The 12,282-nt window shown below is 43.8% G+C and carries 12 protein-coding genes; 8 read left to right on the plus strand and 4 right to left on the minus strand.

Annotation, left to right across the window (positions count from 1 at the left end):
- Positions 1-51: 51 nt before the first annotated feature.
- Positions 52-1,158 (minus strand): PdaC/SigV domain-containing protein, encoded by a 1,107-nt coding sequence (locus tag ACFWMP_RS21620; protein WP_339243974.1) that lies wholly within the window; start codon positions 1,156-1,158, stop codon positions 52-54.
- A gap of 182 nt (positions 1,159-1,340) precedes the next feature.
- Positions 1,341-2,192, minus strand: a complete 852-nt coding sequence (locus tag ACFWMP_RS21625) for a metallophosphoesterase (protein WP_339243973.1) — start codon at positions 2,190-2,192, stop codon at positions 1,341-1,343.
- Between the two features lie 484 nt (positions 2,193-2,676).
- On the opposite strand from ACFWMP_RS21625, the gene ACFWMP_RS31505 reads away from it, so the two are divergent.
- The 3 genes from ACFWMP_RS31505 to ACFWMP_RS21640 all read left to right on the plus strand — a co-directional run bounded on the left by ACFWMP_RS31505 (position 2,677) and on the right by ACFWMP_RS21640 (position 4,738).
- The gene (locus ACFWMP_RS31505) at positions 2,677-3,120 is read left to right on the plus strand and encodes a methyl-accepting chemotaxis protein (RefSeq protein WP_256716191.1); all 444 of its coding nucleotides are present in this window, start codon (positions 2,677-2,679) and stop codon (positions 3,118-3,120) included.
- Positions 3,121-3,198: 78 nt separating this feature from the next.
- The gene (locus ACFWMP_RS21635; protein WP_379424677.1) at positions 3,199-3,477 is read left to right on the plus strand and encodes a hypothetical protein; all 279 of its coding nucleotides are present in this window, start codon (positions 3,199-3,201) and stop codon (positions 3,475-3,477) included.
- Positions 3,478-3,625: 148 nt separating this feature from the next.
- Positions 3,626-4,738 (plus strand): nitric oxide synthase oxygenase, encoded by a 1,113-nt coding sequence (locus ACFWMP_RS21640; protein ID WP_379424816.1) that lies wholly within the window; start codon positions 3,626-3,628, stop codon positions 4,736-4,738.
- Positions 4,739-4,796: 58 nt separating this feature from the next.
- Here ACFWMP_RS21640 and ACFWMP_RS21645 read toward each other — a convergent pair whose 3' ends face one another.
- Positions 4,797-5,438 (minus strand): TetR/AcrR family transcriptional regulator, encoded by a 642-nt coding sequence (locus ACFWMP_RS21645; RefSeq protein WP_081382675.1) that lies wholly within the window; start codon positions 5,436-5,438, stop codon positions 4,797-4,799.
- A 188-nt stretch (positions 5,439-5,626) separates the two neighbouring features.
- Here ACFWMP_RS21645 and ACFWMP_RS21650 point away from each other — a divergent pair, with 188 nt between their 5' ends.
- The 3 genes from ACFWMP_RS21650 (at position 5,627) to ACFWMP_RS21660 (ending at position 8,761) form a co-directional block, all read left to right on the plus strand.
- On the plus strand, positions 5,627-6,379 hold the full coding sequence (locus ACFWMP_RS21650; RefSeq protein WP_042192824.1) for an SDR family NAD(P)-dependent oxidoreductase: 753 nt from the start codon (positions 5,627-5,629) through the stop codon (positions 6,377-6,379).
- 181 nt (positions 6,380-6,560) lie between these two features.
- Entirely contained in the window at positions 6,561-7,247 is a 687-nt protein-coding gene (locus tag ACFWMP_RS21655; RefSeq protein WP_379424678.1) for a helix-turn-helix domain-containing protein, read from the plus strand.
- 98 nt (positions 7,248-7,345) lie between these two features.
- Entirely contained in the window at positions 7,346-8,761 is a 1,416-nt protein-coding gene (locus ACFWMP_RS21660) for a hypothetical protein (RefSeq protein WP_379424679.1), read from the plus strand.
- 62 nt (positions 8,762-8,823) lie between these two features.
- On the opposite strand, the gene ACFWMP_RS21665 is transcribed toward ACFWMP_RS21660, so the two are convergent.
- Positions 8,824-10,314 carry a peptide MFS transporter gene (locus ACFWMP_RS21665; RefSeq protein WP_042192820.1) on the minus strand — a complete coding sequence of 497 codons (1,491 nt, stop codon included), beginning with the start codon at positions 10,312-10,314 and terminating at the stop codon, positions 8,824-8,826.
- Positions 10,315-10,624: 310 nt separating this feature from the next.
- On the opposite strand from ACFWMP_RS21665, the gene ACFWMP_RS21670 reads away from it, so the two are divergent.
- Together ACFWMP_RS21670 and ACFWMP_RS21675 are read left to right on the plus strand one after the other, a co-directional pair.
- Positions 10,625-11,182, plus strand: a complete 558-nt coding sequence (locus tag ACFWMP_RS21670) for a TetR/AcrR family transcriptional regulator (RefSeq protein ID WP_331281405.1) — start codon at positions 10,625-10,627, stop codon at positions 11,180-11,182.
- A gap of 98 nt (positions 11,183-11,280) precedes the next feature.
- Positions 11,281-12,255 (plus strand): NAD-dependent epimerase/dehydratase family protein, encoded by a 975-nt coding sequence (locus tag ACFWMP_RS21675; protein WP_379424680.1) that lies wholly within the window; start codon positions 11,281-11,283, stop codon positions 12,253-12,255.
- Positions 12,256-12,282: the final 27 nt, after the last annotated feature.

Below are 12,282 nucleotides of genomic sequence, written 5' to 3' on the forward strand. Positions count from 1 at the left end.
AAAAAGCGCCTTAGCCGATTGGCTGAAGCGCTTTTTGTTTTGCGTTAGTGTTTATTTGAAAGAAGCAAATGGATCGGTGCCTTTAGGCAGTATTGAGCTGAAATTAAAGGTGTAGGTAGGAATTCCAGCTGCATAAGGTGCGATTTCATATTGTTGATAGAAGATAGCTAAGCCACTTTCACTGACGTAGAAGGCTGGTTTATCTGTGAGTCCACCAGTTGACTCCGGAAAAGCAATATCCTTGGTGCTTTCCTTCAACATTTTATCTAGTTTTTGTTTGTAGTTTGGTTCTGCCTTTAGCAGGTCTTTAAGCTCTATCTTCTTACCATCCTTCAGCGAGAAGGTGTGTCCCTCGCGCATGGTACCGCCGTGTGCTCCACCGCTGTAACCATATTGATCGACTACAATACTAAGTACGCCTTCACGGTTAAAGGTGACAACATAAGTTTGAGAGTAGTCATATTTATTCTCTATTGTACCATCTCTGCGGCTAGCCTCTTTTTCGCTTTCTGATGCGAACAGTTCAGCCTCTTTTTTGAAGGAAGCATTAATCGTGTTTTGTACTTCATCCGCCAGACCGCTGATCTTTGGATATTGTACTTTAATACTAGCATTCTTATTGCTCTTGTCTAAGGTAACAGAGGTGATCTTGATGTCATTCATCACCTTTTTGCTAAGTTCAAGCGATTTCTGGGCTGGATTATATACGCCTTGAACACCTAAATAATCATTTAACAGTTTGAAAGGAACATATAAGCGGTCGTTGATCATCTTCACTTCATGATTTCCGGTCATGCTATAAATGTAATATCCGTTCAAATCGGTACTGACGCCATAGTCAGAGACCTCCATGTTAAGCTTCACCGAGTCACTACTTACACTGTAAGTCTTTGTGGTTGAATTGTATTGAATAGCAAGGCCGAAGGCATCACGCAATACAGTTAAAGGGATCATCGTATTTCCGTCTACGATTTTTCCTTGCTGCGTTAAGACTTGGCCTTTATATTTAAGCACCACAGAAGGCTGCTGAACGGCTTGTGTGACTGTTTTTGTACCAGTGGTTGCAGCTAGAACAGAATTCCCTCCGATGAGTCCAGTACCTCCAAGTAATACTCCAGCTGCTAATACAGCAGACGTCCATTTCACAGTTTTGTTCATGATTTAATTTCTCCTCTCCAATGATGGGCTTATGTAGTTCATTATGATTTTTGATGTTATCTATCACTCCTACAATTATACCTAGGCCCCAAATAGATTTGATTACAAACACGGTTACAGTGTTGTTGCATAGACGTGCAAAAGGTATATACTTTTTAACCATTTATTAATTTTTGACACAATCATGAGGACTTTAAAGTAATTACGGTAAGCTCGGGACGACAATTAAAACGTATAGGCATACGAGTCACTCCAATTCCGCGTGTGGTGTAGACCTGGAGTCGACTATCTGGGAGCTGGTATAATCCGCTTGAATATTTACTGCCATGAGGCGGGGTATACAAGGCACCTACAAATGGGAGACGCACCTGTCCTCCGTGACTATGGCCGGACAATTGCAGATCTATGGGAAGATCACTGTATTCATCGGCAAAATCAGGCTCGTGGGCAAGGAGTAGAGTACATACCTTATCAGGGATATGGCGTAGCGCCTGATGAATATCTGCTTTGCCGACCCACGGATCATCCACTCCAGCTAGATAAAGCGCCTCCGCATCTTTTTTTAAGACAATATGTTCATTATGAAGTACGTGGAATCCAGATTGCGTTAACCCTTTCGTCACAGCTTTCCTAGTGCCAAAAGCATCGTGGTTACCTAACACAGCATATTGTCCAAAGGGTGCCCGCAACTGTGAACAGATGTCCACAGCCTCAGAAATATAATCGACAGAATGATCTAGTAGATCCCCTGTGAAGCAGATCAGATCTGGACTTACATATTGAATTTGCTGTACTAACTCTGTTAAGGCTTCGGACTTCGTATACACGCCTAAGTGTAAATCACTGAAATGAACGATACGAAATCTATCGAATGCTGGAGGGAGTAGAGGAAGCTTTATATCTATATGTTTAACTTCAAGCCAGTAGGGCTCAACCCAGTGTGAATAAATGCCGGATGCACTTGCGGTTCCAAGCAGCCCGAGCGACACTTGAGCACTTTTCTTCAGAAATTGGCGTCTGCTAATAGTATTCATAAACAAATCATACGTGGGGATTGTTACTCTACTATGACAATATTCATTTAATAACCCATTGTGACGATAAAACTACATATACATTTTTTATATGGGAGATGAAGAGATGAGTATTATCGATGCCTTAGTCCTCGCAGCACCTTATTTCAAAAAGATTCACTCGCAGGATATTATGATTGGAATCACGGACAGGGAGATCTTCCATTATTACGCACCAAGTAAAGTTATTGATCTCGGATTGGTTAAGGGTAACCCTATCCCTCCTGAAGATCTGTCGCTTTCAAATGGACTGAAAGGTATAGCAAGCTCTAACCGAATCCCAGCAGAAATTTATGGAGCTCCTGTAATCTCAACATGTGTACCTATCTACGGAACGGATGATGATGTAATCGGGGTTTTTGCCATTGCCTATACACTAGAGAACGAGAATAAGCTTGAAGGATTCACAGATGAGATTAATGAGATAAGTAGTCATCTAATGGAGATGGTGCAGAGCGTAGCTGCCCAATCTCAGGAATTATCAGCTACTTCGCAGCAAATATTAGATAATACGCGTAGAGCCGTAACGGAATCACAAGAAGTGAATAAGGTTGCCGGCTTCATTCGTGAGATTTCTGAGCAGACGAACCTGCTTGGGCTGAATGCGGCAATCGAAGCCGCGCGTGTAGGAGAGCAAGGGGCAGGTTTTGGGGTGGTTGCTACTGAAGTGCGCAAACTGTCCGTTAACACTAAAGAAGCAACCCATAATATTGAAAAATCACTGAGTGATGTTCAAAAGTCCATTAAGCAAATGGAGCAAGAAATTGAAGCGATCTCTGCTTCTTCACACGCACAAGCAGAATTGGTCACTGAATTCAGCGGGGTAATTGAGCGCTTGAATAAGGCCAGCAAAGAAATGACTACTTTCATGCAATCCATCATCCAGTAGGGTGTATGCATAAAGTTACTTATCCTAAACCATGCTAGAAGAGAACAGGCGCATTTCAGAAGGGAGCGAATTTCATTTATGAAACAACCCGATTCCAGTCTGCAAGCGAACGACAATGTAACTCAAGCCAAAAATGCTTTAGGCAAGCTTCATTTCTCTGTCTCTCAGGCGCTTAGTCATCCAACAGAACAGACTTTGGCACAGGCTGAGAACCGTTTGGCGCATACCGAACAGGCGGTAGAACAAGCTCAGGCCTCATTAGGCCCCCAAGGTGTGGAGTTGGCTGAAGAACTGCTGGCCGAGGATAAGAGCAGGCTTGCTGCATTGAAGATGCAAGGGAAACGTTCAGAACGCTAGATGTTCCTGCTACAACCCGTGAAGCGACTAAGCTTCACGGGTTGTTCTCATGTGCTACTTCCCTAAGGATGTAGCTTAGGAGTGTGGGTGGTATACTGGAATGAGAGTTCTAGCATGGCTTAGATGGAGGATAAGGGATATGAATGGCATGCACATCGAAGAATTAACCCGGCAGGCAGAAGCTTTCATTCGGCAATGTTATGCTGAGCTAGATAAGACTGAAGCTGAGATGGATCATCGCATCCAAGCCGTACGAGAAGAAATCAATCAATCAGGGAGTTACACACATACAACGGAAGAGCTGGCGCATGGGGCAAGAATGGCTTGGCGTCACAATAGCCGCTGCATTGGTCGTCTTTTTTGGCAGTCCATTGAGCTGATGGATGAACGTCAGGCAGAGACTGAGGAGGATGTTGCTGAAGCTCTGCTACGACATATGGAAAAGGCGAATAATGGAGGACGTATCCGTCCACTCATTACGGTCTTCCGCAGCGGGGAAGATCCTGAGCGGAGAATCCGGATTTGGAACCATCAATTGATTCGTTACGCTGGATACCCTGGTGATGCTGAACATGAACGCGCTGGCGATCCGGCATCGGATGAATTTACGAAAGTGTGCCAACAACTAGGCTGGCAGGGAACAAGGGGCAATTATGATGTGTTGCCGCTAGTAATCAGTATTGGTAATGGCAATCCCCACGTATTTCCAATTCCCCAGCACCTCATTCAAGAGGTGCCGTTAACACATCCCGAAATTGAACGTTTTGCAGAGCTTCAACTTCGCTGGTATTCTGTGCCGATCATTTCGGACATGCAGTTGGAAATTGGCGGGATTGTATACCCCGCGGCTCCTTTTAACGGCTGGTACATGGAGACCGAAATTGGCTCACGTAACTTAGGGGATACTGGACGATATAACACTTTGCCGGCTGTAGCTGATCTGATGGGACTTGACCGCTCCAGTAACACAACGCTTTGGAAGGATCGGGTGCTTCTTGAGTTGAATCGTGCAGTACTGCATTCCTTTAAGCAAGCTGGGGTCAGTATCGTTGATCACCATACAGCAGCCGATCAATTTGTGAGATTTCAAGAGCAGGAGCAGGGACATGGACGTCAGGTTTCGGGACGCTGGTCATGGCTGATCCCCCCTATGTCTCCGTCATCTACACCGATTTGGCATGACAGTAAACTGAAAGAATATGATTACAGCCCTCGTTTCCTTTATCAGCGATCACCTGTGGCAACCTGTCCTTTTCACTAGCAATCCAATTTATGATCAAAAAAGCGCCAAGTTCCCCTCATAAGGAAACTGGCGCTTTTTAGGCTTTTAAATGCTCTAGAAAGATTTGTTTAAGAAGCTCAAGCTGCTTGTCGGAGTCTAAATCCGATTCTAGCAGGAGGATGTTTTCTTTCATCGTTAGCTTTCTGGAAAAGAGAGCAAAGCTGTTCATCAGCGTGATTAAGGTCTCTTTCACAGGGAGATCGGCGCGAATAGAACCGTCTTCTACCCCATTTTGAATGATCCTGGAGTACTCATGCCAAATCTTGCGGTTTAATGCATTGAAATCCAGAACGTCCTCAACAGGCTCATTTAAGTGAGAGGCGTAGCTTTCAAAATTGACCATAAAAATAATGCTTAAATGATTTTGATCCTGAATAAAGAAATCAAATAACATCTCGATCTTTTCGAGACAGGTAAGTGGCAAGTCAGCTACATGCTTAAAGTAATCGAGCATTGGCTCTAGCATTCGGGTGGCCACCGCCACGATGAGCTTTTCTTTTCTGGGAAAATATCGAAACAGCGTCGCAATCCCTATATTTGCTTCGCTTGCGACATCCTGCATCGTCGACTTTTCAATTCCTTTTTGCGAAAATATTCGTTCTGCGGATTCAAGAATCGTATATAATCGCTGCTGTTTACCGTCAGATCGTTCTTTTTCATAGCGTGCTTTAGGATTCATGAGGGATAGACCCTTCCATTTTATAATTAGGTTCTTTAATTATTAGTATTATATCCACCGTTTATTGGATTAAGCAAGGAGAGGTTGTAGTTATTTCGTAAAAATGATATGATTAATATCACAGTGATAGTGTGACTATCATCACTCGAATTATTATATCACAATACGATTATAGAGGAGACTTAATTATGAATCGTCTAACTAATAAAGTAGCAATTATTACAGGTGCAGGCAGCGGCATGGGTCGTGAAGAAGCCCTTTTATTGTCCAAAGAAGGTGCTACAGTTGTAGCAACTGATATTAACGAAGCTGCTGTACAAGCAGTTGTAAAAGAAATCGAAGCCAATGGTGGAAAAGCCGCAGCTTATGCGCATAATGTAGCTTCCGAAGAAGACTGGATCAAAGTTGTAGAAGATGTGATTAGCAAATTTGGAAAAATCGACATCCTGGTGAATAACGCAGGGATCTCGTTCCCAGTTCAATTGCTTGAATCCACTGTTGATCAATGGAACAAAGTAATGAACATTAATGTAAGCAGCGTATTCCTTGGGATGAAACATGTTGTTCCTCAAATGAAGAACAATAAAGGTGGTTCCATCGTCAATATCTCCTCCATCGCAGGTTTGACTGGCAGCAGCGGTGCCGGCGCTTATACAGCTTCTAAAGGTGCCGTTCGTATGCTGAGTAAAGCAGCAGCTGTAGACTTTGGTAAAGATAACATTCGCGTGAACTCTGTTCACCCAGGATTTATCGAAACTCCAATGAGTGCTGAATTTGTAAATGATGAAAGAATGCATAGCTTCTTTATGTCCCAGACTGCATTGCCACGCGTTGGACGTGCTTCTGAAGTAGCTGAAGCTGTATTGTTCCTAGCTTCTGACGAAGCTTCTTATATTACGGGTGTTGAGCTGCCAGTTGATGGCGGAGTCGTGGCTAAATAATAAATTTCTAAATAGGAAACACTAAGAAAGCCGTCTCATGCGTAGATGTTATCTATGCGTGGGGCGGCTTTTTGCGTTCTAGGCGTCTCGATAAGCACTCAAGTAACGCTTGATATACAAAATTAATAGTAATAGATACACTGAAACCATCATAAATGAGGAGGAGATTTCACTGTTCGATATGTTAAAGGTAGGCAAGAACATCGCTGATTTAAGAAAGCAGACAGGGATGACTCAGATGGGGCTTGCCGATCAACTAGGCATTAGTTATCAGGCGGTTAGTAATTGGGAACGAGGAGAGACTATGCCGGATGTTTCTAAGCTTCCCCAGCTGGCCGAAATTTTTAATGTGAGCATTGATGCAATCCTTGAAAAGAGCAAATCGACACAGATAGTAGTAAATGTACTCGAAAATACCACAGAACAATTTTTAACTCAAAATGAGCTTTCAGTAGCCGAAATTTCCGAAGTTGCGCCCGTTCTTCTTACGGAACATGTGAACGAGGTATTTGAATATGTGAAGGATCCAGTATCGATACAAGATCTGCTATCCATCGCTCCATTTATAAGCGAAGAAGTACTAGATGAGTGCGCAAAAGTTGCCTTTGAGCGAGAAGGAATTCATGCGCTGTTGTCTATTGCTCCGTTTATAAGCGATGAGATGCTGGATGAGTGTGCAAGAAGTACCTTTGAACGAGAAGGCATTAACGCATTATTATCTATTGCTCCTTTTTTAAGTGACGAGGTACTAGATGAGTGCGCTAGAAGAGCTTTTGAACAAGAAGGGATAAAAGCCCTTGTGTCTATCGCACCATTTATTAGCGACGAGGTGATGGATACATTAGCAAAAGCGTCTCTTTCTATTTAAATCATAAAAATATTTAAACGCCCATTTCTACCGAACATTAGCCTACAACCCTGCATAACATATAGCACTTGTAAGCAGGAGAAGGGTGTGGTTCAGAGATGGGCATCCAATTAACAGCGCTCCATTATGTATATTTGGCATTCATCGTGTTCATTATGGCACTTCTGATTAAGCGGCGGGATACAACGATGATCTGTATTGCAGGTATCTTTGTATTAGGCTGGCTCGCGACAGAAACGGTTAGTGGTTCAGTCACAGGCGTATTCAACTCTTTTGTATATGCAACAAAAGAGCTAATGGGTACGATTATGATTATTTCGATCATTGTAGCCATGAGCAGAGTATTAACACGTACCGGAATAAACGAGACGATGGTTGCTCCGCTTACCCGCTTTTTACGTACGCCGTTTATGGCATTTTGGGGAATTGGCTTGATTATGATGGTGACATCATGGTTCTTCTGGCCTTCGCCAGCAGTGGCCCTGATAGGGGTTGTGCTGCTGCCCGTTGCTATTCGCGTAGGATTGCCTGCACTTGGAGCAGCGATTGCGATGAATCTATTCGGTCATGGGATTGCGCTGTCGAGTGATTATATTATTCAAGGTGCACCTAAATTGACGGCAGATGCGGCAGGACTTCCGGTAAGCAGTGTTATGGAAGCGAGTATTCCGCTTGTTATAGTGATGGGTGTAGTCACTACGGTAACAGCCTATTGGATGATGCGACGAGATCAGAAGAATGGTACTTGGCGAGACGGACTTATTTCCGGGAAAAATGCCGCGAATGCGCTAGCTGCAGACAGTGACGCGGTCGAGGGTCAAGCGGTGATTCCTCCCACACTGAAGAAATGGCTGGCGATCGTTATCCCACTCCTGTTTCTAGCTGATGTAGCAGGTATGTTTCTGCTGGATTTACAGGGTGGAGACGCAACGGCCTTAGTTGGCGGGACTGCTGTATTTATCTTGGTTGTAGTAACATTGCTCGCACATCGTAATAAGGGACTGGAGCAAGTCACCTCATATCTAATTGATGGACTCACATTTGGCTTTAAAGTATTCGGTCCAGTGATTCCAATTGCGGCATTCTTCTATTTGGGAGATTCGGCCTTTGCTGAATTGTTTGGCAAAGTCTTACCTGCTGCTTCTCAGGGAATTGTTAATGATCTAGGGGTTGCTCTGGCGCATAATGTACCTCTTAATGGTGCTGTAGGTGCTGTGACCGCTACCATAACAGGGGCCATTACGGGCCTTGATGGTTCAGGGTTCTCGGGAATCTCACTTGCGGGGTCCATCGGAAAATTGTTCGCTGTTGCCACACATTCCGATGCAGCTACTTTAACTGCACTCGGTCAGGTATCTGCCATTTGGGTTGGCGGGGGGACGCTAATCCCATGGGCATTGATTCCAGCCGCCGCTATCTGCGGCGTAAGTCCATTTGAGCTCGCTAGACGCAATGTGAAACCGGTGCTGATTGGGCTGATAGTTACAACGATTGTTGCTATGTTTCTGGTGTAGACTTAGCTTAGAATATTGATTCAAAAAAAGGCTGCCGGGAATATCCCGGCAGCCTTATATATTTATCGTATACCCTTCATGAAATTTTGAATCTTAGAAGAGAACAGGAAGAGAATTAACGCGAGCACAATGGCGACTCCGCCGATAACTCCGAAGTACAGCATTTCGGTATCCGGGGTATAGAATTTCACAATTTGAGCATTAATAGCTTGTGCAGCAGCATTGGACAAGAACCACATACTCATCATCTGAGCAGTAAAAGCAGCTGGCGCCAGTTTGGTTGTTGCTGATAAGCCAACAGGTGACAAGCATAGTTCCCCAATGACGACGATAAAGTAGCTGAGAACCAGCCATAATGGATTCACCAGTGAATTGGCTCCACCGAAGTAAGCCGGTACCAGAATTACTAGGAAGGACAGACCGGCAAACAATAAACCAAGCGAGAACTTTTGTGGAATCGTTGGTTGGCGGTTACCGAGCTTTAACCAAAGCCATGCAAATGCAGGTGCAAGGGCGATAATAAATAGCGGGTTAAGCGATTGGAACCAAGCTGGAGAAATGTGTATGCCTGCAAAGTCCAATTGGGTACGCTTATCAGCAAAGCTTGCTAGAACTGTTGAAGTTTGTTCCTGAATCGCCCAGAACATAATCGAAGCAATAAATAAAGGGATGTACGCGAGAATCCGTGATCGCTCTACAGCTGTTGTTTTGGGACTGCGGTACATCACAATGAAGTACATTGTAGGAATAAGTAGCCCTAACACCCCTACGATTTTAATGAATGTCTCAAAGGTGAGTATTCCAGTAAGAATGCCGACCGTAACTAATACAGCAAGCACAACTAGTCCAATGCCAATCCAAGTAAATAATTTTTTCTTTTGTTCGGCTGGAATTGGGTTGCGCACAATCGTACCTGCCAGACCTAGATTTTTGGTGCGAGTCACTACGTAAACAACTAATCCAATAAACATGCCCACCGCGGCAATCGAGAAACCGAGATGGAAATTATTCATACCTACAGCGCCTACAATCAGTGGAGAGATGAATCCGCCGAGATTAATACCCATATAAAAAATGCTGAAAGCAGCGTCGCGGCGGTTATCTTGTTCGCTGTAGATTTCGCCTACAATACTTGATACATTGGGCTTAAGAAGTCCGGTTCCAAGCACGATCATAATCATCGAAGAAAAGAATAGCGTGGCATTTCCCGGTATCGCCAGTAAAATATGCCCAAACATAATTAGAACGCCGCCGTAAAAGACTGCCTTCGAAGTCCCGAAAATTCGATCCGCAAGCCATCCACCTATAATTCCAGACATATATACGAGTGATCCATAGATAGACATAATCGAAAGGGCCATATCCTCTGGAAATCCGAGCCCGCCTTTGCTTACTTCATAATACATGTAGTAAACAAGGATCGCTCTCATGCCATAATAGGAAAAACGTTCCCAAAATTCAGTAAAGAAGAGTGTGAATAGTCCCTTAGGATGTCCGAAAAATCCGGTTTGCGGGACACTATCTACAATTTTTTGCCTGTCTGTTGCTGACATGAATCAAATCCTCCTAGATGCTAATTGCTCTTTTCATGAAGTTAACACAACTCTACACTACCTTAATATTTATAATACCCTCATGAGGAAAATCACAACCCTTTGGCGAGAAGGTTCTGAATAACGTCATATTTTTTAGTAATATTTCCAGTGGAAATAGGGAAATAACTTTTACTGTATTTTCTGTACGGATGAAAGTTGTTAAAAATTATAGTTGATTTTAAGTTGCATTATTTAGGAGATGAGCATATACTCTAATCAAGAAAGTGATTGATCAATAACCTAATGGATTAGGTTGCGTAAGGAGATTATGATGACAACAGAATCTAGTTCCGGTCGCAAGAAAGCGGATGAATCGGTTTCCGTAAACCGCCGAGAACAAATCTTGGAGGCAGCGGTTGTTGTATTCGCCGAGAATGGCTACTACCGAGCTACGACAGCACAGGTTGCGGAAAAGGTAGGTATTTCTCAGCCCTATGTGTTTAAGGTGTTCAAGAATAAAGAAGAATTGTTTGTTGCTTCCTTAGAGCGGGCTTTTGAACGGATTATTCGTTCGTTTCAAGGAGTAGAGGGCACAGCAGATCAAGTGTTAAAGGAAAGCATTAAAGTATACGAGTTGTTGATGGAGACACATCCGAATGAGATTATTTTGCAAGTTCAGGGGTTAGGGATTCGCGATGAAGTCATCCGTGAAACGATGCAAAAAGGAATGCTTGAGATCACCAACCTTGTGCACGAGAAGTTTGTCGCCGCTGGGATCGAGCAGCCTGAAGTAGAGGTAAGTACCTTTATGGCCAATGGTATGCTCTGTAATATTTCTATGGCTCTTGGAATGCCAGAGTTGAAGCCGAAACACCGGAAAGAGTAGTAGAGATGAAAATCATTCTAACATCTAAGAGCTCAGGCTCTTAGATTTATGATCGTTAGTTAGTGATTAATCAATAACAATAATAGGAGGGATCATTTATGTTAACAAAAGCGCTTGTGCTTGGTGCAACCGGGGGAACAGGGACGGTAATTATCGCTGAATTATTAAAGAGAGGGATAGAAACGGTGGCCTTTGGGCGATCGATTCCAAAGTTGGAGAAGCTTGCATCGAAGCTGGGTAATCCCGCCGCTCTTAAGCTAATAGCAGGGGACGTATTTAATGCGAAGGACGTATTATCAGCTGCACAGGATGTGGATGTTATTTTTCATAGTGCATCTGTTCCGTATAATGAAATGAGCACACGACTGTTACCTATGGGAGAGGCGGTCATGGAGGCGGCTAATAAGCTGGGGATAAAGGTTGTCGCAGTGGATGGCATTTATCCTTATGGAAGAAGACAGAATGACAAGCCGATCAACGAGGAATATCCGAAGAATCCGCATACAAAAAAAGGTAAAGTGAAACTTGAGTTTGAACAAATGTTTTTTAGCCAGCGTTGGAGTAAAGCACAGCGGCTCATTGTCCGTTTACCGGATTATTATGGGCCTACTGCCAATGAGGCTTCCTATTTAGGATCGACTCTGGAGTTCATCGCTGCAGGTAAACCTGCAGTGTTCATCGGAAATATGACCGTTGCCCGTGAGTATGTGTATTTGCCGGATGCCGCTGTCATGATTATTGAGCTCGCTAGTAGAGATGAAGCTTATGGTCAGAATTGGAACATTCCCGGGGCAGGCACAATCTCAGGACGAGATATCGTTAGAATAGCGCAAGCAGCAAGCGGCTCCAAGAAGCCCGTTATCTCATTAGGAAAGACTGGACTATCGCTGCTCGGTATATTCGTTCCAGTCATGAAAGAGATCGTTGAAATGCTGTATTTAACCAAAGAGCCTATGGTCCTAAGCGGTGGTAAATACGAGCGTGTTGTGGGTCCAATTCCCGCTACTCCTTTTGAGCAAGGGATAACAGAGACTGTTCAAGTTCTAATGAGTCGTCAGTCCAAGGCAGAATAAAGAGCCAGGCTCATTGTGAAAGATAGA

The organism is Paenibacillus sp. NPDC058367 (genome assembly GCF_042723305.1).
Classification (GTDB): domain Bacteria; phylum Bacillota; class Bacilli; order Paenibacillales; family Paenibacillaceae; genus Paenibacillus_AQ.

Bases quoted from the DNA above. Each gene is read 5' to 3' on its own strand.
- ACFWMP_RS21675 (WP_379424680.1), top strand. From the start codon at position 11,281: ATGTTAACAAAAGCGCTTGTGCTTGGTGCAACCGGGGGAACAGGGACG.
- ACFWMP_RS21670 (WP_331281405.1), top strand. From the start codon at position 10,625: ATGATGACAACAGAATCTAGTTCCGGTCGCAAGAAAGCGGATGAATCG.
- ACFWMP_RS21640 (WP_379424816.1), top strand. From the start codon at position 3,626: ATGCACATCGAAGAATTAACCCGGCAGGCAGAAGCTTTCATTCGGCAA.
- ACFWMP_RS21665 (WP_042192820.1), bottom strand. From the start codon at position 10,314: ATGTCAGCAACAGACAGGCAAAAAATTGTAGATAGTGTCCCGCAAACC.
- ACFWMP_RS21650 (WP_042192824.1), top strand. From the start codon at position 5,627: ATGAATCGTCTAACTAATAAAGTAGCAATTATTACAGGTGCAGGCAGC.
- ACFWMP_RS21660 (WP_379424679.1), top strand. From the start codon at position 7,346: ATGGGCATCCAATTAACAGCGCTCCATTATGTATATTTGGCATTCATC.
- ACFWMP_RS21635 (WP_379424677.1), top strand. From the start codon at position 3,199: ATGAAACAACCCGATTCCAGTCTGCAAGCGAACGACAATGTAACTCAA.
- ACFWMP_RS31505 (WP_256716191.1), top strand. From the start codon at position 2,677: ATGGTGCAGAGCGTAGCTGCCCAATCTCAGGAATTATCAGCTACTTCG.
- ACFWMP_RS21655 (WP_379424678.1), top strand. From the start codon at position 6,561: ATGTTAAAGGTAGGCAAGAACATCGCTGATTTAAGAAAGCAGACAGGG.
- ACFWMP_RS21620 (WP_339243974.1), bottom strand. From the start codon at position 1,158: ATGAACAAAACTGTGAAATGGACGTCTGCTGTATTAGCAGCTGGAGTA.
- ACFWMP_RS21625 (WP_339243973.1), bottom strand. From the start codon at position 2,192: ATGAATACTATTAGCAGACGCCAATTTCTGAAGAAAAGTGCTCAAGTG.
- ACFWMP_RS21645 (WP_081382675.1), bottom strand. From the start codon at position 5,438: ATGAATCCTAAAGCACGCTATGAAAAAGAACGATCTGACGGTAAACAG.